The organism is Pseudomonas sp. FP198, from assembly GCF_030687895.1.
GTDB lineage: Bacteria > Pseudomonadota > Gammaproteobacteria > Pseudomonadales > Pseudomonadaceae > Aquipseudomonas.
This window is the reverse complement of sequence record NZ_CP117452.1, coordinates 2787796-2811817: the sequence shown is the minus strand read 5'-3', so window position 1 is coordinate 2811817 and position 24022 is coordinate 2787796. Positions and strand designations below refer to the sequence as shown.

Genomic DNA, 24022 nt, shown 5'->3' with positions numbered 1-24022 from the left:
CACAAGTGTGCCCGCAACAGACAGGGTGTCGCCGTGAACGATGTCAAGGTTCAACTCATAGTCAAATCACCACCGTCGGAAATCTGGAAGATCTGGAGCAATTTCCAGGAAGCCCCGCTCTGGGATAGCGACGTCAGCCAGTGTCAACTCGAGGGCCCGTTCCAGGCGGGAACCGCGGGTCAGTGTGTGCTCAGCAATGGCTTGAAAATGCCATTGAGGCTGCTGGCCGTGGAGCCGCAGGAAAGCTATCGCAACAGCGCGAGACTGCTTTGGATACGGCTCGAATTCGACCATCGGATGCGCAGGCTGTCTCCGGACGAAACCCAGGTCATCCATAGCGCCAGGATCTACGGTCCGTTGAGTTTTTTGTACCGGCGGCTGCTGCGCAAAATGCTGACGACGGCAATGACCACGGCGCTGGGCAACCTCGGAGCCCTTGCCGAACAACGCGCCAACGCTGTCGACGCCACCGAGCTCGACAAAGCGCAAGCACATCTGCACCTCGTATGACCTGTTCGCGACGTCAGCGCCACGCGCACCGGCTCGCGCAATCTTTTGAATAACGGCACACTTCGGACCAAGCATGAACTTACTGAAAAACACTCAATACCTGGTGATGGGCATCATCGGCATGGGCGCGGTCGCCCCGGCGTCCACCTTCGCCGACACGCTGGGCCCCTACGCCAGCTTCATGGGCGGCCTGAACTGGGTATCGGCGCAGGACCTCAACCAGAACAACCTGGATTTCGTCGAGATGGAATTCAACCAACCGCTGCATTCCGGCTACGCCACTGGCCTGGCGTTAGGCTGGCGTTTCCCGGTCGGGCTGCGCCCGGAGGTGGAACTCGGTTATCGCGAAAATACCCTGACCCAATTCAACAACCGGGTCTATGAGGGCGGCGGGAGCATCGATGGCGAAGGCGAAGAGAAAGCCGCCAGCCTGATGGTCAACCTCTGGTACGACGTCTTGAACCTGCCCGCGCCTTTCAACCGCTTCACCCCTTACCTGGGCGGCGGCCTGGGTTACGCCACCCTCACGGTCAGCGGTCTGGAAGCCGGTGGAGTGGAGTTTGGCGGTACTCACCGCGACACCGTCTCGGCCTACCAACTGGGTGCAGGGGTAGGTTACGAGCTGAACGAAAACTGGTCGATGTCCCTGGATTACCGCTGCCTGAAAACGCGCGAGGCGCACTTCGGCGACATCGAACGGCTGCCTCAAGGCGATGTCAGCACCGAATATGAAGCCCAATCGGTGATGCTGGGCCTGCGTTACTGGCTCTGAATCGTCAGCCAGACCGGCGCCTTGCCTCGACGAGGCGCCCTCCTCGGCGACTTCAAGCCGCCGAGCTTTGCCACGGCCCCTCCCCCAGCGCTGCGGCGATCGTCCGTTCGCCCAGCGCCAGTCCCACGCTCATACCCAAGCCGGTATGCATCAGCACTGCCGTGACGCCCTGCGCAGCCGAAATCACGCTGAACGGCCCCGGCCCCCGCGCGCCATACACACCCTGCCAGCGCTCCAGTACATCGACCTCGCCGCCCAGGGTGTGCTGCGCCAGGTCAATCAGGATGCGGTCGACCTGCTCGGCGTTGAACGGTGAAATGTCGCTGCCGTAGACATGGGAATCGCCGATGATCAGGTCACCGTGGGGGGTTGGGCTGATGAGCAGATGGATGCCATGGGCTTCGAGCTCTGGCTGGTGCGTGCGGATCTGCGTGCGGATGGCCTGCGCTTCAGGGAGGTCGGCAAACGCGCCATAGTGCACGCAGCTCAGCCCCGTGAGCAACGCGTGACGTAACGCCAGGGGTTGGCGCGGCCGTACGCGGAGCATTTGCAAGCCGCACACTTGCGGGTTGAGCCCGGCGATTTGTTCGGCCAGCAGCGTCTGATAGTCATGCCCCGAGCACACCACAATGTGCCGCGCGGTAAAGCGTCCGGCGCTGGTGAGCGCACGGTGGGGTTCGACATCGCGGACCAGCGTCGAAAAATGGAATTCGACGCCCAATGCCCGGGCCAGGTAATCGACGATCTGCGGCAGTGCCTCGCGGGAATACAACTGTTGGTCGTCGAGGCCGAGCAATGCCGCGCGGTGATGGGCAAAACGGCCATCGTAAAGCGCCGCCAACGCCTCGCCACGCAACAGCTCGGTGCGATAACCCAATGCCGCGCCCCGCCCGTTCACGAACGCTTCGAGCAGCGCTTCTTCGGCTTCCGTACGGGCGAACAGCAGCGAGCCTTGCTGATGCATGTGCAGCCCGGCAGCCTGGCCCAGTGTTTTCCACAAACCGTTCGCCTGGCGTGCCAGGTCCAGCATGACACCCGGCGCCTGGCCGCCGACCAGGGCCTGGCCAAAGTTGCGTACCGAGGCGCCCAGGGGCGTATGGCTACGCTCGAACACCTTGACCTTGAGGCCGCGCCTGGCGCCGGCCCAGGCGTGGGCCAGGCCGAGGATGCCGGCGCCGACGATCAGCAGGTCACAGTCGTGCTCAGACATGAAAACTCCTTGAAAACCATCAACGGATAAGGCCCGCTCGACACGAGCCGGGCCTGTGAACAGTAGAGAACAGAGCTTATTTGGCGACTGGCTCGGACTTGCCGTCGTAACGCTTGCGCCACTCAGCCAGCACCTTGTCGCGGTTCTCCGACGCCCAGGCGAAATCATTGCGGATCAAGCGTTGTTCGTAGTCCGTCGGCAGCTCCGGCAAGCGTTCGGCGATGCCCGGTTGCGCCAGGACCGCGAAGTTCGCTTTGTATAACTGCATCGCCTCGGGGCTGGCGGAGAAGTCCGCGAGTTTTCTGGCAGCCGCCAGCTTCGGCGTGCCTTTGATGATCGCGGTGGCTTCGATTTCCCAGCCCAGGCCTTCGGCAGGCAGGACGATGTCCAGCGGCGCGCCTTTGCGCTTGAGCTGGATGGCCGGGTATTCGAACGAAATGCCGATGGGGAACTCGCCGGCGGCGGCCAGCTTGCACGGCTTGGAGCCGGAGTGCGTGTACTGGCCGATATTGGCGTGCAGCCTGTCCATATAGGCCCAGCCCTTGGTCTCGCCGAAGGTTTGCAGCCAGGCACTGACGTCCAGGTATCCAGTGCCGGACGACGCCGGATTGGGCATGACGATCTTGCCTTGGTACACCGGGTTGGCAAGGTCTTCCCAGCGAGTCGGCTTGGGCAGGCCGAGCTTTTGCGCCTCCACCGTATTGAAGCAGATGGCGGCGGCCCAGACGTCCATGCCGACCCAGGTGGGCGGCGTGTCGGCGTCGCGGTATTGGGCGGAAATCTGGCCGAGGTTTGCCGGGCTGTAGGCGTCCAGCAGGCCCTGCTGCTTGAGAATCGCCAGGCTCGAGCCTGCCAGGCCCCAGACTGCATCGGCTTGGGGGCGATCCTTTTCCGCCAGCAGCTTGGCGGTGACGATGCCGGTGGAATCGCGCACCCACTTGATCTCGATGTCCGGGGTTTGCTGCTCGAAGGCCTGTTTGTAGGCCTTGAGCTGCTCGACTTCGAGGGCCGTATAGACGGTCAGTTCGGTATTGGCATGGGCCTGCAGAACACAGGCGGCAAGCAGGCCGACGGCCCAGGCAGTGCGTTTGAACATGGTACGGCTCCGTGTCAGTCAGTGAAGTTTTTCAGGAATGGGACGGCAATACGCCGCGGGCCAGTTGTGTGTTGATGTGGTCGATCACGGCGGGCAGTTCGGCAATCGTGTCGATCAGGTAATGCGGACGGCTTGCGGCAAACAGCCCGTCGATGCGCTCGCGTTCGGCCGCCAGCTGCTGCGCCGACAGAGCCTGGAACTGCTCCCAGTCGAGGCCGAGAAAGTTGCCGGAAAACCTCAGCGCCACGGTCCACATCCCTGCCCTGCGGCCTTCGAGGATGCCGGGCTCGGTGTCATCGACTTTCACGCAGGCGGCGACATCGTCCAGGCCCAGGGCGATCACGTTGGCCAAGGCCTGCGCCGGGCTTGGCCGGCCCTTGGGCACGTCGTCGGTGGCGACCACATGGTCGGGGCTGTAGCCCTTGGCGGCGGCCAGTTCGACGACCTTGTCCATGACCTGCCGGGGGTAGCCTGAGCAGCTGCCGATCCTGAGGCCGCGCTGGCGCAGTGCGGCGATGCTCTCCAGTGCGCCGGGGATCAGGTCCGAGTGGTCGGCCACCCTGGCGATCTGCAGCGGCATGAAGCGCTCATAGATAGCAGTCACGTCGTCATCGCTCGGTGCGCGCCCGAACCGGCGCGCAAACCGTTCCGCCACGCCCGGTTGGTTGCACAAGGTGCGGATGTGGTCCCATTTGCCCATGCCCATCGGGCCACGGGCTTCCTCCAGGCTGATCTCGATGTCGAAGCTGGCGAAGGCTTCGACGAAGATCCGCGTCGGCGCGAACGAACCGAAGTCCACCACGGTCCCGGCCCAATCGAGAATCGCTGCCTGCAGGCGAGTTGGCGTTTGGTAGTGCATCAGAATCTCCAAAAAAAATTTTCAAAGACCCGGCGCCGGCTGGCGCCAGGCCTGGGAGCGGCGCAGCAGGCGGCGCGACAGCATCGCCAGCAGCAGCGATACGCTGGCTGAGGTCAGCAGGATCAGAGTGGCCATCGCGGCGGCCCCGCCGACATTGCCTGCGTCGTCCATGTTCAACACGGCCACCGCAGCCAGAACGCTGTCGGGGCTGTAGAGAAAAATCGCCGCTGAGACCGTGGTCATCGCCGACACGAACAGGTAGCGAACGATGTCGAGCAACGCGGGCAGGCAAATGGGCAGCGTCACCCGCAGGAAGTGGCGAACCAGCGGGACTTTCAGCGCCAGGGCGGCGGCCTCGAACTCATCGTCGAGCTGGCGCAAGGCGGTGCTGGCCGTCATATGCGCGGTGGTCAGGAAGTGCGCGACGGTACAGACCACCAGCAAGGCCAGGCTGCCGTAGAGGCTGCCGAGCGGATTGCCCGGCAGATTGAAAAAGAACACGTAGCCCAGGCCCAGCACCAGCCCGGGCACGGCCATCGGGACGAAGCTGAGCAGCCGCAGGGTGCGCGTCAATGCGCTCTGCCGGGTCTTCTCGATCAGGTAGGCACCGGTGAAGATCGCCAGGCTGCCGAACACCGCGCAGCACACGGCCAGCAGCAGGCTGTTGCGATAGGCCAGCCAACCGCCGGGCAGTTCCGAGAAGGCATAGTTGTCCAGGGACAAGGACAGGTCGTACGGCCAGAACTGCACGAGCGATGCGTACACTGCCATGCCGAACACGCCGAGCAGAACGCAGCCGATCAGTGCCGTGACGCTCAGGAATGCTGCATCCCGCCCCCGCGACGGTTGCGGGTGATACACCTGGGCACGGCCGCCCATGGCTTCGCGTTGAGTTCGGCGCAGCCACATGTCCACGGCGAAACTGAGCAATGCGGGTAGCAGCAGAATCATGCCGATCAGCGCGCCGCGTCCAAACTGTTGCTGGCCAACGACTGACTTGTAGGCTTCCAGCGCCAGCACCTGGTAATCGCCGCCGACCGTGACCGGCACGCCGAAGTCGGTGATGCACAAGGTGAACACCAGGCAGAACGCCGCGAACACCCCTTGCCGGCTGCCGGGCCAGGTGATGGTGCGAAATGCCCGCCATGGCGAGGCGCCCATGCTTGAGGCCGCGTCGAACAGCCGCGCATCCGCCAGCGCCAGCGCCGACATCAGCACCATCAGGGCGTGGGGAAAGGTGTAGATCGCCTGGCCCAGGACAATGCCCCAGAAACCATAGATGTTGCCGGCGCTGAAATCGCGCAGCAGCCCCTGGTTACCGAACAGATAGATCAGCGCAATGCCGGGCAGCATCGACGGCGCCAGCAGCGGCAACAGCGAAATGCCCCGCCACAGCGGCTTTGCCACGATGCAGGTGCGCTGCAATGCGTAAGCGAAGGCATAGGCCAGCGGCACGACAATGATTGCGACGGTCATTGAAACCGTCAGGCTGTTGCCCAGCAGCCAGCGGAAATTGGCACTGGCCAGCAGCGTCAGCGCCGCTTGCAGGCCGCCACCCTGGCTGGCATCACCGCTGAAGGCGCGCCACAGCATGGCGAGCAAGGGCAGCAATACCGCCAGCACCAGCAACATCAGGAGCAGCCACTGGCCGCCGCGTATGAACAATCGGTCTGCGAGGTCACCGGGCACCTGAGGTGCCTGCACGACGGCCGGTTTGAGAATCATCGTATTTTGCATATCAATTGAACACCTGCAGGCTGTGGGCCGGCAGCGCGATTTTCAGCCGCGCCTGGGGCAACCCGGGCATGGCCTGCGGCTCCAGCTCCGCCAGCAGGGTGTGGCCGGGCAATGCGTCCAGCTCGAAGCTCAGGCGGCAGCGGTTGCCGAGGTAGGTCAGTTCGCGCAACTGCGCATCAAACAGGTTGCCTTCGGGCGTCGACGGGTTGATCCGTACGGCTTCCGGACGGCAGAAGAGTCGACCGCTGCGACCCACGTCAGCGCCCTCCACGCTCAGGCTGAGCCCGCCGACGCGAACCTGTCCGTCGTGCCCGCGTTCGAAAGGCAGCCAGTTGCCCTGGCCGACGAAATCAGCCACAAAAGGGCTCGCCGGCGCGCGGTAGATCTGTTGCGCACTGGCGAACTGTTCGACGCGGCCCTGATTGATCACCGCGATACGATCGGCCATCAGCATCGCCTCATCCTGGTTGTGGGTGACCATCAACGTGGTGATGCCCAGACGTTTCTGCAGCTGGCGCAACTCGCCGCACAGGTGCTCGCGCACCCGGGCATCGAGTGCCGACATCGGTTCATCGAGCAGCAACAGCGAGGGCGCCGGAGCCAGGGCGCGGGCCAACGCCACCCGCTGCTGCTGGCCGCCGGAGAGCTGGCCGGGGTATTTTTTCTCGCTGCCACGCAGCCCGACCAGTTCCAGCATCTCATTGACCCGGCTGCGGATCGTCTCGCGGTGGTTGCCCGCCAATCCATAGCCGATGTTCTGCTCCACGGTCAGGTTGGGAAACAGCGCATAGGACTGGAACAGAATGCCGTAGTCGCGAGCCTGCGGTGCCAGGGCGGAGACATCCCGCGCGCCGATCATGAGCGTGCCGCGGTCCTGCCGCTCCAGGCCGGCTATGCAGCGCAACAAGGTGGTCTTGCCGCAGCCGGAAGGCCCAAGCAGGCACACCAACTCACCGGCGGCGATTTCCAGCGATACCCCATCCAACGCCTTGAAGGCGCCGAAGCCTTTATGGATGTCGCGTATCTGCAGGTCTACGGAAGGTGTTCTTGTCATGACATAACCTCGATGAGCAGTCAGCTCGACGAGGGTCATGGTAGGCTGGCAGTACGAAGGCTTGATTGCAGTTGGCTAAAAGCTGCCGATAGTGGCATCGGCGGATTTGCGTAGCGAATTCAGGATGCGCTGGTCTCTCGCGCCAGGCCGAGGAATGCCGACGGCAGCCGGGCCTGGCGGCGCTCCTTGAGGCAGTACAGATACTCGGCGATCAGCGGCGCGCCTTCCAGCTCAACCACCTTGAGCTGTGGATTCTCCGGCACCTCGTGACGGGCGATGATGCTGATGCCGATGTTGCGCAGGACCGCTTCGCGAATCGACTCGCGACTGCCGATCTCCAGCAGCGGTCCGGTCGCCACCCCGGCCTCGCGCAGCAGCGTTGTGGTGAGCGCGCGGGTGGTGGAGCCGGTTTCGCGCAGCAGCAGGCAATGCCCGGCCAGGGCGCTCGGCGCGACCCGGTCGTGGCTAGCCAATGGGTGCTCGCGATGTACCGCCAGTACCAGCGGATCGTGCCCCAGCACCAGCCGGGTCAGGCGCGCATCCTCGACCAGTTGCGAGGACGCGGCCAGGTCCACGCGATACTCCTCCAGCGCCTCGATGACCTGCAGTGAGTTGCCGATTTCCAGGGTCACTTCGCACAGCGCAAACTGCTCGCGAAAGGCCTTGATGATATCCAGCACGTAATACGGCGCGGTGGCGCCGATACGCAACGTGCCTTGCACCTGGCCGCTGTTGCGCAGGAAAAACTCGATGTCGGCCTCCTGCTGCAGGAGTTTCTGCACCATCGGCAACAGCTGCGCGCCCTGGTCACTGAGTGTCAGGCGGCGCCCGCCGCGATAGAACAGTTCGACGCCGTACTGGGCTTCCAGGCTGCGGATCTGCGTGGTCACCGTCGGCTGGCTGAGCCCGAGCTTCTTGGCCGCCTGGGTGACGCTAGCCAGGCGAGCGACCATGTGGAAAGACTTCAGCTCGGCGCTGAGCATGTTGTGACGCTCCAGAAAGTTGACGGGACAATCTACTCAAGAAAAATGATCTATTTGTGGCGAGGGAGCTTGCTCCCGCTCGGCTGCGAAGCAGTCGTAAAGCGCCGGGTGCGGTGTGTCTGATACTCCGATCTGGCAGGTTTTGGGTCCGCTTCGCGGCCCAACGGGAGCAAGCTCCCTCGCCACGGGTTTGTCGATCGCCTTGGTTGAACAGCATTACGCTTGCATCGCGGCGTTGACCTTGTAGCATCCCGGCATCGAAACGGGCCAGGATTTACCTGGTCGGCAGAAACGATCAAGATTGCACCTGTTCGTCTACCCTCACAATGCGCCAGGCCAACGCGGCTCCTCAAAGCGTGCCTGGCGCTTGAACACTCACGCCCTACATGCACCGGAGATTTACATGCTCAAGCGTACCCTGGCACTGGCCGTCGGTTTGACCCTGTCCCTGAGCTCCCTTCTGACGCAGGCGGCCGACACCTTGAAGGTCAGCGCGATTCCCGATGAGGCGCCGACCGAACTCCTGCGCAAGTTCAAGCCGCTGGGGGCGTACCTGGAGCAGAAAATCGGCATGAAAGTCGAGTTCGTACCGGTGAGCGATTACCCCGCCGTGGTCGAGGCGCTGGCCACCGACCGGATCGACCTGGCCTGGCTGGGCGGTTTCACCTTCGTGCAGGCCCGCCTGAAGACCGGTAACGCCATTCCGCTGGTGCAGCGCGAACAGGATGCCCAGTTCACCAGTAAATTCATCACCGCCGACCCTGCGGTCAAATCCCTGGCCGACCTCAAGGGCAAAAGCTTTGCCTTCGGTTCGATCTCTTCCACGTCCGGCAGCCTGATGCCGCGTTATTTCATGCTCAAGGACGGCATCAAGCCGGAAACCTATTTCAGCCGCGTCGGCTACTCGGGCGCCCATGATGCGACGGCCGCCTGGGTCCAGGCGGGCAAGGTCGATGCCGGCGTGCTCAACGCCAGCGTCTGGGACAAACTGGTGGCGGCCGGCAAGGTCGACACCAGCAAGGTCAAGGTGTTCGCTACTACCCCGGCCTACTTCGATTACAACTGGACCGTGCGCGGCACGCTTGACCCCGCGCTGGCTGCCAAGATCAAGGCGGCGTTCCTGGAGCTCGATCCGGCGAACCCGAAGGACAAGGAAATCCTTGACCTGCAGGCCGCCAGTCGCTTCATCGAGACCAAGCCCGAGAACTACAAAGGCATCGAAGAAGCCGCACGCGCCGCCGAACTGCTGAAATGACACTGCGTCTGACCCGAGCCAGCGTCATCCATGCCAATGGCGCCCAGGCGCTGCGTGGCGTGGACCTGCACATTGGCGCGGGGGAACAGGTCGCCATCATCGGTCCGTCCGGCGCGGGCAAGTCGAGCCTGCTCAATGTGCTCGCTACGGCACTGCGGCCGGGCACTGGCGAGGTGCAGGTACTGGGCGAGCCCGTCTGGCAATTGTCCGCGCGCCGACGGCAGCGTCTGCGCGCGCGCATCGGCCTGGTCCACCAGGCGCCTCCCCTGCCGCCGCGCCTACGTGTAGTCACGGCGGTGCTGGCCGGCAAGCTCGGCCAGTGGGGCCTGGGCAAGAGCCTGCTGAACCTGCTGCACCCGCTGGACATTCCCGGGGCTCGGGCGGCGTTGGCCCGGCTGGACCTGGGCGACAAGCTGTTCGCGCAATGCCAGCAGTTGTCCGGTGGGCAGCTGCAACGCGTCGGCATTGCCCGCGTGTTGTACCAGGCGCCCGAGGTATTGCTTGCGGACGAGCCGGTATCGGCGATGGACCCGGTGTTGGCCGAGCACACGCTTGCGGTGCTCTGCCAACATGCCCGGGAGCACCGCGTGACCCTGGTCACCAGCCTGCACGCGGTGGAGCTGGCGCTGGCGCATTTTTCCCGGATCATCGGTCTGCGTGACGGGCAGATTCTCTTCGACTTGCCGACCGAAGCGGTCGACCGCCAACTGCTCGACACGCTTTATGCCAACGAGCAGTTGGAATCCATGTCGAGTCCTCCACCGCCTACGAGCGTGCAGATTCCGCGATGCTGAAGCGTGACGCCCGGGACCCCGCCACCCGCCCTCGCCTGCTCCTGACCCTGTTGGCCCTGGCCCTGCTGTGGCCGGGCATTCGTTTCAGCGAGGTCGACCTCGGCGTGCTGCTGGCCAGCGACAGCCAGAGTGAGATGGGTCGGTTCGTCGCGGCGTTCTGGCCACCGGCCCATGACGAAACGTTTGTCGACCTGCTGCTGCAAGCCACCCTGCAGACACTGGCGATTGCCACCGCCGGCATGGCCCTGGCGCTGCTGGTGGCGGTCCCCGCGAGCCTGCTGGCCAGCCGCGCATTGTCCTTGTCGGCCGCCTACCGCTCCGGCAGGCCTGGCAATCTCGGCCAATGGTTGCGTTGGCCGATACGCGGCCTGTTGATCTTCCTGCGCAGCGTGCCGGAAATCGTCTGGGCCTTGCTCTTCGTGCGCGCTGTCGGCCTGGGCCCGACGGCCGGGGTGCTGGCCATCGCCATCACTTACAGCGGGATGCTGGGCAAGGTCTACGCGGAAATCTTCGAATCGGTCGACCAGCGCCCGGCACACGCGTTGATGCAGGCCGGCAGCGGCCGGCTCGCGGCGTTCTGCTACGGGATCCTGCCCAACGTCGCCGCCGAGCTGCTGTCGTACACCGTGTACCGCTGGGAATGCGCCATCCGCGCGTCAGTGGTGATGGGTTTTGTCGGCGCGGGTGGCCTGGGCCAGCAGATGGACCTGTCGTTGCGCATGTTCGCCGGCGGTGAAGTGGCCAGCCTGCTGCTGACCTTCCTGGTGCTGGTGATGTTCGCCGATCAGCTCAGCCGCCTGCTGCGCTGGAGACTGGCATGAATAGGCTGTTCAACGTGCTGTTGCTGCTGGGCATTTGTGCGGCGGTCGTCGCTTCGTTCGGCTATCTGGGCATCGACCTGGGCGCGTTGGGGGACAGTACGAGCCTCAAGCAGATGACCGCTTATGCGCAACGCTTCCTCAGTCCGGACCTGAGCCCGGCGTACCTCAAGGCGATCGGCCACGGCGCGCTGGAAACCATCGCCATGTCCGCCATCGGCACATTGCTCGCGGCGGTGCTGGGGCTGGCACTGGCACTGCCGGCCGCCGGGCGCCTTGGCTGGCCGTTGCAAAGCGCCTCGCGCCTGGTGTTGAACGCGTTGCGCGCGGTTCCGGAACTGGTGTGGGCGGCGCTGATGGTGTTTGCCGCCGGGCTCGGCCCCAATGCCGGCACGCTGGCGCTGACCCTGCATACCATCGGCGTGCTCGGCCGGCTGTTCGCCGAGGCGCTGGAGAACACCCCGACGCAACCCGCCGATGCGATCCGTCTGCAAGGTGGCAGCGCGCTCGCGGCTTTCTGCTACGGCACCCTGCCCAACCTGATGCCGCAGCTGCTGGCCTACACCCTCTACCGCTGGGAGAACAACATCCGCATGGCCAGCGTGCTGGGCTTCGTCGGCGCCGGTGGCCTGGGCCAGATGCTCTATGTCAGCCTCAGCCTGTTCCAGGAAGCCCAAGGCAGCACGGTGATCCTGGCCATGCTGTTGCTGGTGTTCATTGTCGATACCCTGAGCAGCTGGAGCCGCCAGCGCTGGGTCAAGGCCTGACGGCTTCCCGGCGCGCCGTCACCACAGCGCCATCGTGTAACTGACGATCAGGCGATTTTCGTCCAGGTCATTGCCGAAGTTTGAGCGCACCGAGGCATTGCGCCATTTCAGCCCCAGCCCCTTCAACGTGCCGTCCTGGATCACGTAGGCGATATCGCTGTTGCGCTCCCATTCCTTGCCTTCACCCGGCGCGCTGCGTTGTACGTTGTCACCACTGATGTAGCGGGTCATGAACGTCAGCCCCGGCACGCCGAGGCCGGCAAAGTTGTAGTCGTAACGGGCCTGCCAGGAGCGCTCGTCGACATTGGCGAAATCGCCGATCTGGACGAAATTGACCAGGTACGGATCGCTACGCGAGATGTAGGGAAACGGGTCGTCGCCGCTCATGCGTTGGTAACCCAGGCCCAGCGCGTGCCCACCGAGGCTATAGGTGAACATCGCGCCGAACGCCTGGTTGTCGATAGCGCGGAAACTGCCGTCCTCGGTGCTGCGGGAATAACGCACATCGCTTTTCAATGATTGGCCCGCGCCCAGGTCCAGGCTATGGACCACGCCCAGGTAGTTCTGTTGGTAGATGTGCTGCAGATTGCCGTAGCGGTATTGCGCCGTGAGATTCGGCAGGAACTGGTAGTCCGCTCCGGCGAACTGGAAGCGGTCGCTGGTACCACCGATGCGGTTGGCCGTCATGTCCTGATAGTGGGTGGAGTCGACGAAATTGATCTGTGTAAGCTGCCCGGCGGTCAGCTTCACACGGTCGATTTCCTGCACGCTCAACAGCCCGCCCTTGAAGGTTCCCGGCAGCAGGCGCGTATCGTTGGAATTGACCACCGGGTCCTTGATTTGCAGGGTTCCCACTTTCAGAGTGCTGTTGGACAAGCGTGCCTTTGCGGTCAGGCCAAGTTCGCCGTAGCGGTCCTGGGAACCCCCGGACGAGTCCGCCGGCAACAGATTGGTGCCGGCCGTGCCGCCGCCCGAATCCAGTTTGAAACCGGCCATGGCCAACGCATCCAGCCCGAAACCCAAGGTCCCGGCGGTGTAGCCCGACTCCAGGCGCAACAGAAAGCCTTGCGCCCACTCCTCGGCCTTGTCCCGCGCGCCCTCCTGGCGAAAATCGCGGTTGAAGTAGAAGTTGCGGGCCTCCAGGCTGGCCTTGCTGTCGCTGATGAAATCGGCGTGAGCACTCGACGCGCTCATCAGACCGAGGCCGAGCAAGGTGCCCACGGGTTTACGGTTGAGGTGATTCGCGATGAAACGGTGCATGGCGTGCTCCTTTTTTATGGGCGCGAGTGTTCCCGTCGGGGACGGCTGGCGCGCCTCGCTTATTGTTTGGGGCAGTGTCTTGGAACGACGTCCTCTGCTGTTTCTTCAAACTCCCTCGCCACGGGATATCAATCGCTCAAACGAACAACATTGACGTCGGGGCGGATTCTTCCCACCGGCGCCGGACAGCGTCAAACGGGAAAAAAGCCGGCTCGGGCATAAGAAAATCTGATGCATGCCGGGTCGCAGCTGATCTGACTTCGCTCCCTCGATCGTCGGATAACTTTTTGTTGTCAGGGGGTAAAAGTTTTCCTTGTTGGACGCCGTCGTCCGGGCCTTCTACAAAGGGGCTCTAACAAAAAACCCATGGAGATATCACGATGCCGCCGTCCGCCCTGACATTCGAACAACTGCAGCAGTGTTCGCCCCAGGCCCTGCGCCAGAACATCGCGGCCGGTCGCTACCACGGCCACACCAGCGGCCTGGGCCAGGGCCGGGTGCAAGCCAACATCGTGATCCTGCCGGGAGACTGGGCCGACGAATTCCTGCGCTACTGCACCCTCAACCGTCAGGCGTGTCCGGTGCTGGACGTGAGCGAACCTGGGGATCCGTTCCTGCGCAACCTCGGCGCGCCCATCGATATCCGCCACGAAGTACCGCGCTATCGGGTCTTTCGTCACGGCGAGTTGAGCGAAGAGCCGATGGACATCGAACACCTGTGGCAGGACGACATGGTGACCTTCGCCCTCGGCTGCTCGTTCTCGTTCGAGCAACCCCTGCTGGAGGCCGGTATACGCCTGAGGCACATCGACCTGGGGCGCAACGTCGCCATGTTCCGCACCAACATCGACACGCGCCCCACCGCGCGCCTGTCTGGCAAAATGGTCGTGAGCATGCGCCCGATGAAGGCCGCGGCGGCGATCCAGGCGATCCAGATCACCGGACGCATGCCCAGCGTCCATGGCGCCCCGGTCCACATCGGTGATCCGTCGCTGATCGGCATTGATTCCCTGGACACGCCGGACTATGGCGACGCGGTGCCGGTGGAAGCCGACGAGATCCCGGTGTTCTGGGCCTGTGGCGTGACGCCGCAATCGGTGGTGCAGGCTTCGCGACCGCCGCTGTGCATCACTCACGCGCCGGGTTGTATGCTGGTGACCGACGTTTTGAACAGCGCGTTGTGATACCCGACCTGAAATGGAGATCTGATGAACAGCCCGCAGCGATCAATCGAACATTACATCCGCGCCAAGGACGGCAACCGCCCTCACCTGCTGGACCAGGCCTTCATCCCGGACGCAGTCCTGGACATGGTGGTCCGCACCGGCTCCATTGCCTTCCCGGAGCAAGTCGAAGGTCGTGGCGCGATCGGTGAAGTGCTGGTAAGCCGGTTCAACCAGGCGTTCGAAAACGTCTACACGTTTTGCCTGGGCGACCCTCCTCACGCCAACGTCCGCACCTACGACTGCAAATGGTTGGTCGCGATGTCGGACAAACACAGCGGTGAGGTCAGGGTCGGTTGTGGCCGCTACGACTGGCGATTCAGCGCCGGGGCCGGGCTGTCCGAAGGACTCACGATAACCATCGAACACATGAAAACCCTGCCGGCAGCCGAGCTTACGGAAGTCATGGCCTGGGTGTCGGGTCTGGAGTATCCATGGTGCAACGCCGCTGCGGTCCTCGGCGACGTGCCGGATTCAAGGGCGCTTGAAGACGTGGTCCAATATCTCTCGTCCACGGATTGCAGGACCGGTTGATCACCGGTGCTCGCGGACAATCCAACACCTTGCCCCGCCCGTTTCAGGAGCCGCCCCCCCATGAATATCAAGTTTCTGGAAACCTTCGTCTGGGTCGCCCGCCTGAAGAGCTTTCGCCTCACGGCGGAAAAGCTGTTCACCACCCAGGCGTCGATTTCCAGCCGGATCGCGGCCCTGGAAGACGAGTTGGGCGTGCGTCTGTTCGTGCGTGACTCCAAGGGCGTATCGCTGACCTCCGAGGGCCAGCGGGTGCTGGAATATGCCGAGCGCATCATGGACACCATGCACAGCATGAAAGCCGTGATCAAGGACCCGCGCCAGGTACGCGGGCGGATTCGCATCGGCGCGATGGACACGGTGATCCATACCTGGCTCAGCCCGTTGGTCACGCGCCTGATGGAATGCTACCCGGCGCTGGAAATCGAATTGTCGGCCGACACCGCGAGCAACCTGTGCACGCAACTGGAGAAAGGCTACCAGGACATCATTTTCCAGACCGACATCCTGCGCCTCGACAGCGTGCGCAATGCGCTCCTGACGCGTTATCCGATGCACTGGGTGGTGCGCAGCGGTTCATCCTATGACCGCCACTACGCATCGCTGGACGAACTGTCCCAGGAGCGCATCGTGACCTTCTCGCGCAACTCCCGGCCCCATCAGGATCTGCTGAACATGTTGCACTCGGCCAACATCGTCTCGCCACGGATCAATTGCGTGAACTCCGCCTCGGCGATCACCCGACTGGTGCGTGACGGCTTTGGTATCGGCGCCATGCCGGCAGCGCTGGTGGTAGGCGAATTGCACCAGGGCAGCTTGACGCTGGTGGACGGCGTGCCGCTGCCGTCGGTCATGGATATCGTGGCCAGCTGGCGGACCGGCGCGGGCATGGAGCGGGTCGAAGACATCGTCAGCCTGACGCGGGAGGTGGTGGACGACTACGTGGGGCAATTGCCGGCGCCGTACCGGTTGGTGGTAAGCGAGGCCCCGGCGAACTGTCAGTGAACTGCAACATCCCGGACTTATTCTCGGCTGAGCACGCCGCGGCGAACCGCTGCCGGCGCCCGCTCGGGATGGTCCAGGGAGTCCGCCATGAAAATCAGTGTGTTCGGCAGTGGTTACGTTGGATTGGTGCAAGCCGTCGTGTTGGCTGAGGTCGGTCATGACGTGGTGTGCATGGACATCGATGAGCAGAAGATCGAGCTCTTGCGTCAGGGCCAGGTGAGCATTTACGAACCGGGCCTGGCGACGCTGGTGCGCGAGGGCCTGGAAGCCGGGCGTTTGCGCTTTACCTGTGATGAACAGGTTGCGGTGCAGCATGGGCAGGTCCTGTTCATTGCCGTGGGAACCCCCTCCAGGGAGGACGGCTCGGCGGATTTGCGCCAGGTCCTCGCCGTGGGTGACGCGGTCGCCCGCCATCGCGAACAGCCCATTGTTGTCGTGGAGAAATCCACCGTGCCGGTGGGCACCGGCGACATCCTGCGGGCGCACATCGATCGATGCCTGCTCAAGGCCGGTCGCCTGCTGCAGTTCGATATTGTCTCCAATCCGGAATTTCTCAAGGAAGGCTCGGCGGTCGCCGATTGCCGCCGCCCGGATCGCATCGTGATCGGCTGCGAGCGTGAGGAAGTACGCGAAACCATGCGCGACCTGTATGCGCCGTTCAACCGCAACCACGACCGGATCCTGTTCATGGACGTGCGCAGCGCGGAGCTAACCAAATACGCCGCCAACGGCATGCTGGCGACCAAGATCAGCTTCATCAACCAGATCGCCGAACTGGCCGAACACCTGGGCGCAGATATCGAGTCGGTGCGCCAGGGTATCGGCGCCGACTCGCGCATCGGCTATCACTTCATCTACCCAGGCTGCGGCTACGGCGGTTCATGTTTCCCCAAGGACATGCGCGCCTTGATCCACACGGCCGAACAGGCGCGTTGCTCCAGCGATCTGCTGCAAGCGGTGGAAACCATCAACCAGCGGCAAAAACACAAGTTGTTCGAACGCATCCAGGCCTTCTACCAGGGTGACCTGCGGGGCAAGACCTTTGCGCTGTGGGGCCTGGCCTTCAAGCCCAACACCGACGACATGCGCGACGCGCCCAGTCGCACCCTGCTGGAAGCACTGTGGTCCGCCGGGGCCAGCGTCCGGGCGTTTGATCCGGAGGCCATGCAACAGACCCAACTGCTCTATCCCAATGAAGCGAAACTGATGCTCATGGGCACGCCGGAATCGGTGCTGGCCGGGTCCGACGCGTTGATCATCTGCACCGAATGGCAGTCGTTCAAGGCGCCGGATTTCCAGCTGCTCCAGCAACGCCTCAAGGCACCGGTGATTTTTGACGGGCGCAACCTCTATGACCCGGATCGCATGGCCGACAAAGGCTTCAGCTATTTCCCGATGGGCCGGGGGCAATCCTGCGAATTACCCATCGCGCAGCAGTCGTGGCCGCGAGCCAGAAGTGCTTGAAGGCGTAGCTTCAAAATAAATGCACTCAACCAGCATTAATATGAATTTGTAAGCGAGGTTGACGAGCGGCACACTGTGTACTGTTCCTCCCCCAATTGTTGGAACACTTAAAGGGCTTTCAGGGATTCTCCCGTAAGCCCCTTTTTTTGTTCGTTTTTTGGATGTTTGCTTGATGCTTGCTCGCTGGTTCCCCGCTGCTATCAATACCCGCCCCACCGAATGGAGTCGCGCCGCCATCGGCATGGCCCTTGGCACCCTGTTCAGTGTCTGGCTCTGTGGCCAGGTATTCGGTCTTGAAGTGGCACAACACCTGATCGGCCCGCTCGGTGCCTCGGCCGTGCTGTTGTTTGCCGTGTCATCCGGGGCCCTGGCCCAACCCTGGTCGATCTTCGGTGGTTATCTGTGCGCATCGGTCGTGGCGTTGCTGGTCGCCCATGTGCTCGGCCGCACGCTGCGTAGCGCATGCCTGGCGGCCGGCATGGCGTTGGTGCTGATGTGTTGGCTGCGTTGCCTGCATCCACCGGCCGGTGCACTGGCGGCAACGCTGGTGCTGGCGGACGCATCCATCGTCGCCCTCGACTGGCAGGCGCTTGGCGCCGCCATGCTGGCCGGCACCGGCCTGCTCGTCTTCGCATTGGCCTACAACAACCTTACGCGGGTGCGCTATCCCAGGCGTGCCAGCGAGCCGGTAGCGGTGATTCCCGCCGACCATCCCCCCGTCGATCGCCAGGCGATCACCGCCGAAGACTTGAAACTTGCGCTTGAGGAAATGGAAGCATTCTTCGACGTAACTCCCGAGGATCTCGAACAATTGATCCACGCCAGCGAGCGGCATGCCAAGCGTCGCAGCATCACCGAGGTGCTGTCGGGTCGCGGCTGAGCCTGTGGCTGCTATAAATATGCAGACAGGACCTGCACGTATCCCGGTTGTGCAATGCAAATTTGCGCTGTTACGATCCCGACCGGGTACGCGCTTGAAAATTTATAAAGAACAATAAAAGCAGGGAGTTAGCGATGACAGTTCAGGTTTCATCCCAAGCTGCGAGCAGCATCGAAACCGCGCCTTACGAGGTGTTGGTCGACGTTCGCAACCACATCGGTCACCTGACCCTGAACCGCCCCGCCGGCCTGAATGCCCTGACCCTGGGCATGGTGCGCAGCTTGCAGCAGCAACTCGATAGCTGGGCCACCGATTCGCAGATCCGCGCCGTTGTCTTGCGCGGTGCCGGCGACAAGGCGTTTTGTGCGGGCGGCGATATCCGCTCGCTGTACGACAGCCACAAGCAGGGCGACACGCTGCACGAAGACTTCTTCGTCGAGGAATACACCCTCGACCTGACTATCCACCATTACCGCAAACCGATCCTCGCCTTGATGGACGGTTTCGTGCTGGGCGGCGGCATGGGTCTGGTGCAAGGCGCCGACCTGCGGGTGGTGACCGAGCGCAGCCGACTGGGCATGCCCGAGGTCGGCATTGGCTATTTCCCGGATGTCGGCGGCAGCTATTTCCTGCCGCGCATTCCAGGTGAACTGGGTATCTACCTGGGCGTCAGCGGGGTGCAGATCCGCGCTGCCGACGCGCTGTACTGCGGGCTGGCCGACTGGTATCTCGATAGCCAGAAAATCACCCAGCTCGATGAACGTCTCGACCGCCTCGACTGGCGCGATTCACCGCTCAAGGACCTGCAAAGCCTGCTGGCGAAGATGGCGGTCCAACAGTTGCCGGCCCCGCCCCTGGCCGACCTGCGGCCGGCCATCGACCATTTCTTCGCCCTGCCGAATGTACCGAGCATGGTCGAGCAGTTGCGCCAGGTCACGGTCGCCAACAGCCACGAGTGGGCGCTGAAGACCGCCGAGCTGCTGGAAACCCGCTCGCCCCTGGCGATGGCGGTGACCCTCGAAATGCTGCGACGCGGCCGGCACCTGAGCCTGGAAGACTGTTTTGCCCTGGAGCTGCACCTGGACCGGCAATGGTTCGCGCGCGGCGACCTGATCGAGGGCGTACGTGCCCTGCTGATCGATAAAGACAAGAACCCGCGCTGGAACCCACCGACCCTGGAGGCGCTGGACGCCGACCATGTGGCGAGTTTCTTCGACGGCTTCGACTACCACGGGAATTGAACATGCACGACCTTGAGCTGACCGAAGAACAAGTGATGATCCGCGACATGGCCCGTGATTTCGCCCGTGGTGAAATCGCGCCCCACGCCCAGGCCTGGGAAAAAGCCGGCTGGATCGACGATGGGCTGGTGGCGAAGATGGGCGAACTGGGCCTGCTGGGCATGGTGGTGCCCGAGGAATGGGGCGGTACCTATGTCGACTACGTGGCCTATGCCCTGGCGGTAGAGGAAATCTCGGCAGGTGACGGTGCTACCGGAGCACTGATGAGCATCCACAACTCCGTAGGTTGCGGGCCGGTACTGAATTTCGGCAGCGATGAGCAGAAACGGACGTGGCTGGCGGATCTCGCCAGCGGCCAGGCCATCGGCTGCTTCTGCCTGACCGAACCACAGGCCGGCTCCGAGGCGCACAACCTGCGTACGCGGGCGGAACTGAAAGAGGGGCAATGGGTAATCAACGGCGCGAAGCAGTTCGTCAGCAATGGCAAGCGCGCCAAGCTGGCGATCGTGTTTGCCGTGACGGATCCGGAGCTTGGTAAAAAAGGCATTTCGGCGTTCCTGGTGCCCACCGACACGCCCGGTTTCATCGTTGACCGCACCGAGCACAAGATGGGTATTCGTGCGTCGGACACCTGTGCCGTCACGCTGAGCAATTGCGCCATTCCTGAAGCCAATCTGCTGGGCGCACGGGGCAAAGGCCTGGCCATCGCCCTGTCCAACCTCGAAGGCGGGCGGATCGGCATTGCCGCCCAGGCCCTGGGCATCGCCCGTGCGGCATTCGAAGCGGCGCTGGCCTATTCCCGGGATCGGGTGCAGTTCGACAAACCGATCATCGAACACCAGAGCATCGCCAATCTGCTGGCCGACATGCACACCCGCCTGAACGCCGCTCGCCTGCTGATCCTGCATGCCGCGCGGCTGCGCAGCGCCGGCAAGCCATGCCTGTCGGAAGCATCGCAAGCCAAGCTGTTCGCCTCGGAAATGGCCGAGAAGGTCTGCTCCTCGGCGATTCAGATCCATGGCGGCTATGGCTATCTTGAGGATTACCCGGTGGAGCGCTACTACCGCGACGCGCGGATCACCCAGATCTACGAAGGGTCAAGCGAGATTCAGCGGATGGTGATTGCCCGGGAGCTCAGGCACTACCTGGTGTGATGCCAAAAGCTTCGCGAGCAGGCTCGCTCCCACAGGGTTCATATGGGAGCATCAGCCTGGGATCATCCTTGTGGCGAGGGTCGGTTCAGCATCGCAATGCTGTGAGGGCGGGCTTGTGTGGGAGCGAGCTTGCTCGCGAACGCGGTGGGTCTGTCCCGGTGATGCTGGATGTTCTGGCCCCATCGCGAGCAAGCTCGCTCCCACAGTGGATCGGCGGGGTACGCAACATCTGTGTACGCCGCCAAACCCTGTGGGAGCGAGCTTGCTCGCGATGGCGTCAGTGGTGACGCCGCATTACTTGTCCTGAAACTCCGCCGCGCGTTTGGCCACGAACGCCGCCATGCCTTCTTTCTGATCCAGCGTGGCGAACGCCGCGTGGAATACCCGGCGTTCGAAGCGCACGCCTTCGGACAGGCTGACTTCGAAGGCGCGGTTGACGCTCTCCTTGACCATCATGCTGATGGGCACCGATTTGGAGGCGATCAAGGCCGCGGTTTTCAGGGCTTCGTCCAGCAGCTCATCAGCCGGAACGATGCGCGCCACGATGCCGCAACGCTCGGCTTCCACCGCGTCGATGAAGCGCCCGGTCAGGCACATTTCCATGGCCTTGGCCTTGCCCACCGCACGGGTCAGGCGCTGGGTGCCGCCCATGCCCGGCAGCACGCCGAGGTTGATTTCCGGCTGGCCGAACCTGGCGTTGTCACCGGCCAGGATGAAGTCGCACATCAGGGCGAGTTCGCAGCCGCCGCCCAAGGCAAAACCGTTCACCGCCGCGATGATCGGCTTGCGGCGATTGGCAAGCCGGTCGCTGTCGCTGAACAGATCGTCCAGGTAGATCTGCGGATAGGTCAGTTCGGCCATCTCCTTGATATCGGCGCCGGCGGCAAAGGCTTTTTTCGAGCCGGTCAGGACGATGCAACCAATCTTCGGATCCGCCTCCAGGCGGTCCAGCGCCTGGTTCAGCTCGCTGACAATCTGCGCATTCAGGGCGTTCAGCGCCTGGGGACGGTTGAGCGTGATCAGGCCGACACGGTCCTTGATCTCCAATAAAATCGTTTCGTAGCTCATGCGGGACTCCTGTTCAAAGGTTGCGCGAAATGACCATGCGCTGAATGTCGCTGGTGCCTTCGTAGATCTGACAGACCCGCACGTCGCGGTAAATGCGCTCCAGCGGGAAATCGTTGAGGTAACCGTAGCCACCGAGGGTTTGCAAGGCCATGGAGCAGACCTTCTCGGCCATTTCCGAGGCGAACAGCTTGGCCATGGACGCCTCTACGAGCGCCGGCTGGCCGGCATCGCGCAGCGCGGCGGCGTAGTGCACCATCTGCCGCGCCACGGCGATCTGGGTCGCCATGTCGGCCAGGCGGAACGCCACGGCCTGATGCTCGATGATCGGCTTGCCGAAGCTCTGGCGTTCACGGGCATAGTCGCGAGCGGCTTCGAACGCCGCGCGGGCCATGCCCACCGACTGCGCCGCGATGCCGACTCGCCCGCCTTCGAGGTTCGCCAGGGCGATCCTGTAGCCATCGCCCTCCTCCCCGAGACGATTGGCCACCGGCACCTTCACGTCCTCGAAGAGAATCTGGCAGGTGTCGGAAGCATGCTGGCCGAGTTTGTCCTCGACCCGTGCGACGCTGTAGCCCGGCGAATCGGTGGGCACAATGAACGCACTGATGCCACGCTTGCCGGCGCTCGGGTCGGTGACGGCAAACACAATGACCACGCCAGCGTTCTGCCCGGACGTGATGAACTGTTTGCAACCGTTGAGCACGTAATGATCGCCCTCCAGCCGCGCCCGCGTCTTCAGGCTGCTGGCGTCGGAGCCAGCCTGGGGCTCGGTCAGGGCAAAAGCGCCGAGCATCGCGCCACTGGCCAGCGGCGTGAGGAAACGGGCCTTTTGCTCGTCGGTGCCGAACTTGAGGATCGGCACGCAGCCCACCGAGTTGTGCACGCTCATGATCGTCGAGCAGGCACCGTCGCCGGCGGCGATTTCCTCCAGGGTCATCGCATAGGCCAGGTAACCCGTGTCACAGCCGCCCCACTGCTCCGGCACCAACATGCCGAAAAAGCCCAGCTCGGCCATTTCAGCGATGGCCTCCTTGGGGAAGCGGTGCTCACGGTCCCATTCGGCGGCGAACGGCTTCAAGCGTTCCTGGGCGAATTGCCGGGCCATGTCGCGGATCTGGGTCTGTTCATCAGTGGCAAGCATTGTGATTCCTCAGTACAGGCATTCAACGGCCATGGCGGTGGCTTCGCCGCCGCCGATGCAGATCGCCGCGACGCCGCGCTTGAGGCCTTTCTGGCGCAGGGCCGAGAGCAGGGTCACCAGGATTCGCGCGCCGGACGCACCGATTGGATGTCCCAGGGCACAGGCACCACCGTGGACGTTGACCTTGTCGTGGGGAATTTCCAGCTTGTCCATGGTCACCAACCCGACTACGGCGAAAGCTTCGTTGACTTCGAACAGATCGACCTCGTCCAGCGACCAGCCGGTCTTGCTCAGTAGTTTTTTCACCGCACCAATCGGTGCCGTGGGAAACAGGCCCGGGGCGTCGGCGAACGCGGCATGGCCATGGATCACCGCCAGCGGTTTCAGACCGCGCTGCTGCGCCTGGCTCTGGCGCATCAGCACCAGGGCGGCGGCACCATCGGAAATCGAGCTGGCGTTGGCCGCCGTTACCGTACCACCGTCGCGGAACGCCGGCTTGAGCGTGGCGATCTTGTCGATCCGCGCCTTGGGCGGCTGCTCGTCGTGACGGATGGTGACCTGTTCCTTGCCGACCATGACCTGCACCGGCACGATCTCGGCGTCGAAGCTGCCGTCCTTGATCGCTTGCTGGGCACGGGTGGTGGACGCGATGGCGAAGGCATCCTGGGCTTCACGGCTGTAGCCGTTGGTCTCGGCGCAGTCTTCGGCAAATGTGCCCATCAGGCGACCCTTGTCGTAGGCGTCTTCGAGGCCGTCGAGGAACATATGGTCGAGCACCTTGCCATGGCCCATGCGCAAGCCGCTGCGGGCACGATCGAGCAGGTACGGCGCGTTGGACATGCTTTCCATACCGCCAGCCACCACCACTTCGGCGCTGCCGGCGACGAGCATGTCGTGGGCGAGGATCGCCGCTTCCATACCTGAACCGCACATCTTGTTGAGGGTGGTGCAGCGGGTCGATTTGTCGAGCCCGGCGCCCAGCGCCGCCTGGCGTGCCGGTGCCTGGCCCTGCCCTGCGGCGAGCACGCAACCGAACAGCACTTCTTCAACCGCTTGCGGCGAAATGCCGGCCCGCTCCACGGCGGCCTTGATGGCGGCGGAACCCAGCTGCGGCGCGCTGAGGCTTTTCAGCTCGCCCTGGAAGCCGCCCATCGGGGTGCGGACGGCGCTGACAATGACAATCGGATCGTTGTACATGAC

Annotated in this window: 23 protein-coding genes; 13 read left to right on the top strand and 10 right to left on the bottom strand. The window is 63.5% G+C overall.

Annotated features, from left to right (window positions below):
* Positions 1-33 precede the first annotated feature (33 nt).
* Positions 34-510 carry an SRPBCC family protein gene (locus PSH78_RS12925; RefSeq protein WP_305501007.1) on the top strand — a complete coding sequence of 159 codons (477 nt, stop codon included), beginning with the start codon at positions 34-36 and terminating at the stop codon, positions 508-510.
* Positions 511-583: 73 nt separating this feature from the next.
* Positions 584-1282, top strand: coding sequence for an outer membrane protein (locus PSH78_RS12920; RefSeq protein ID WP_305501005.1), 699 nt, complete (start codon positions 584-586; stop codon positions 1280-1282).
* Positions 1283-1334: 52 nt separating this feature from the next.
* On the opposite strand, the gene PSH78_RS12915 is transcribed toward PSH78_RS12920, so the two are convergent.
* From PSH78_RS12915 to PSH78_RS12890, 6 genes are all read right to left on the bottom strand, one after another.
* A complete protein-coding gene (locus PSH78_RS12915) occupies positions 1335-2492 on the bottom strand; it encodes a TIGR03364 family FAD-dependent oxidoreductase (RefSeq protein WP_305501003.1) in 1158 nt (385 codons plus the stop codon).
* Between the two features lie 76 nt (positions 2493-2568).
* Positions 2569-3588: a putative 2-aminoethylphosphonate ABC transporter substrate-binding protein gene (locus PSH78_RS12910; protein ID WP_305501001.1), complete on the bottom strand. Its 1020-nt coding sequence runs from the start codon at positions 3586-3588 to the stop codon at positions 2569-2571.
* Positions 3589-3619: 31 nt separating this feature from the next.
* Positions 3620-4447 carry a phosphonoacetaldehyde hydrolase gene (gene phnX, locus PSH78_RS12905; RefSeq protein WP_305500999.1) on the bottom strand — a complete coding sequence of 276 codons (828 nt, stop codon included), beginning with the start codon at positions 4445-4447 and terminating at the stop codon, positions 3620-3622.
* 21 nt (positions 4448-4468) lie between these two features.
* A complete protein-coding gene (locus tag PSH78_RS12900; RefSeq protein WP_305501243.1) occupies positions 4469-6172 on the bottom strand; it encodes a putative 2-aminoethylphosphonate ABC transporter permease subunit in 1704 nt (567 codons plus the stop codon).
* A gap of 13 nt (positions 6173-6185) precedes the next feature.
* Positions 6186-7238 carry a putative 2-aminoethylphosphonate ABC transporter ATP-binding protein gene (locus tag PSH78_RS12895; protein ID WP_305500998.1) on the bottom strand — a complete coding sequence of 351 codons (1053 nt, stop codon included), beginning with the start codon at positions 7236-7238 and terminating at the stop codon, positions 6186-6188.
* A gap of 119 nt (positions 7239-7357) precedes the next feature.
* A complete protein-coding gene (locus PSH78_RS12890) occupies positions 7358-8221 on the bottom strand; it encodes a LysR substrate-binding domain-containing protein (RefSeq protein ID WP_305500997.1) in 864 nt (287 codons plus the stop codon).
* A gap of 403 nt (positions 8222-8624) precedes the next feature.
* Between PSH78_RS12890 and PSH78_RS12885 the strand changes: the two genes are divergently transcribed.
* The 4 genes from PSH78_RS12885 to phnE are packed head-to-tail and all read left to right on the top strand — an operon-like array spanning position 8625 to position 11855.
* A complete protein-coding gene (locus PSH78_RS12885) occupies positions 8625-9476 on the top strand; it encodes a putative selenate ABC transporter substrate-binding protein (RefSeq protein WP_305500996.1) in 852 nt (283 codons plus the stop codon).
* Positions 9473-10270: a phosphonate ABC transporter ATP-binding protein gene (locus tag PSH78_RS12880; RefSeq protein ID WP_305500995.1), complete on the top strand. Its 798-nt coding sequence runs from the start codon at positions 9473-9475 to the stop codon at positions 10268-10270. Before PSH78_RS12885 ends, PSH78_RS12880 begins: the two co-directional genes overlap by 4 nt.
* Positions 10264-11091 carry an ABC transporter permease gene (locus PSH78_RS12875; protein WP_305500994.1) on the top strand — a complete coding sequence of 276 codons (828 nt, stop codon included), beginning with the start codon at positions 10264-10266 and terminating at the stop codon, positions 11089-11091. Before PSH78_RS12880 ends, PSH78_RS12875 begins: the two co-directional genes overlap by 7 nt.
* A complete protein-coding gene (phnE, locus tag PSH78_RS12870; RefSeq protein ID WP_305500992.1) occupies positions 11088-11855 on the top strand; it encodes a phosphonate ABC transporter, permease protein PhnE in 768 nt (255 codons plus the stop codon). Before PSH78_RS12875 ends, phnE begins: the two co-directional genes overlap by 4 nt.
* 18 nt (positions 11856-11873) lie before the next feature.
* Here the strand turns inward: phnE and PSH78_RS12865 are convergent, their stop codons facing one another.
* Positions 11874-13115, bottom strand: a complete 1242-nt coding sequence (locus PSH78_RS12865) for an OprD family porin (protein WP_305500990.1) — start codon at positions 13113-13115, stop codon at positions 11874-11876.
* Between the two features lie 380 nt (positions 13116-13495).
* On the opposite strand from PSH78_RS12865, the gene PSH78_RS12860 reads away from it, so the two are divergent.
* The 7 genes from PSH78_RS12860 to PSH78_RS12830 all read left to right on the top strand — a co-directional run bounded on the left by PSH78_RS12860 (position 13496) and on the right by PSH78_RS12830 (position 20613).
* Positions 13496-14299, top strand: a complete 804-nt coding sequence (locus PSH78_RS12860; RefSeq protein WP_305500987.1) for a putative hydro-lyase — start codon at positions 13496-13498, stop codon at positions 14297-14299.
* 24 nt (positions 14300-14323) lie between these two features.
* The gene (locus tag PSH78_RS12855; protein ID WP_305500985.1) at positions 14324-14872 is read left to right on the top strand and encodes a nuclear transport factor 2 family protein; all 549 of its coding nucleotides are present in this window, start codon (positions 14324-14326) and stop codon (positions 14870-14872) included.
* A 60-nt stretch (positions 14873-14932) separates the two neighbouring features.
* A complete protein-coding gene (locus PSH78_RS12850; protein WP_305500983.1) occupies positions 14933-15874 on the top strand; it encodes a LysR family transcriptional regulator in 942 nt (313 codons plus the stop codon).
* An 87-nt stretch (positions 15875-15961) separates the two neighbouring features.
* Positions 15962-17338, top strand: a complete 1377-nt coding sequence (locus PSH78_RS12845) for a UDP-glucose/GDP-mannose dehydrogenase family protein (protein WP_305500982.1) — start codon at positions 15962-15964, stop codon at positions 17336-17338.
* Between the two features lie 172 nt (positions 17339-17510).
* Complete coding sequence (locus PSH78_RS12840) at positions 17511-18218, top strand: HPP family protein (protein WP_305500980.1); 708 nt, start codon at positions 17511-17513, stop codon at positions 18216-18218.
* A 134-nt stretch (positions 18219-18352) separates the two neighbouring features.
* On the top strand, positions 18353-19459 hold the full coding sequence (locus PSH78_RS12835; RefSeq protein WP_305500978.1) for an enoyl-CoA hydratase/isomerase family protein: 1107 nt from the start codon (positions 18353-18355) through the stop codon (positions 19457-19459).
* Positions 19460-19461: 2 nt separating this feature from the next.
* Positions 19462-20613 carry an acyl-CoA dehydrogenase family protein gene (locus PSH78_RS12830; protein ID WP_305500977.1) on the top strand — a complete coding sequence of 384 codons (1152 nt, stop codon included), beginning with the start codon at positions 19462-19464 and terminating at the stop codon, positions 20611-20613.
* Between the two features lie 294 nt (positions 20614-20907).
* Here PSH78_RS12830 and PSH78_RS12825 read toward each other — a convergent pair whose 3' ends face one another.
* From PSH78_RS12825 to PSH78_RS12815, 3 genes are read right to left on the bottom strand one after another with little or no spacing between them, the layout of a single operon-like run.
* A complete protein-coding gene (locus PSH78_RS12825) occupies positions 20908-21681 on the bottom strand; it encodes an enoyl-CoA hydratase (protein ID WP_305500975.1) in 774 nt (257 codons plus the stop codon).
* A gap of 13 nt (positions 21682-21694) precedes the next feature.
* Positions 21695-22822: an acyl-CoA dehydrogenase gene (locus PSH78_RS12820; RefSeq protein ID WP_305500973.1), complete on the bottom strand. Its 1128-nt coding sequence runs from the start codon at positions 22820-22822 to the stop codon at positions 21695-21697.
* Positions 22823-22831: 9 nt separating this feature from the next.
* Positions 22832-24019 carry an acetyl-CoA C-acyltransferase gene (locus PSH78_RS12815; RefSeq protein ID WP_305500971.1) on the bottom strand — a complete coding sequence of 396 codons (1188 nt, stop codon included), beginning with the start codon at positions 24017-24019 and terminating at the stop codon, positions 22832-22834.
* Positions 24020-24022 lie beyond the last annotated feature (3 nt).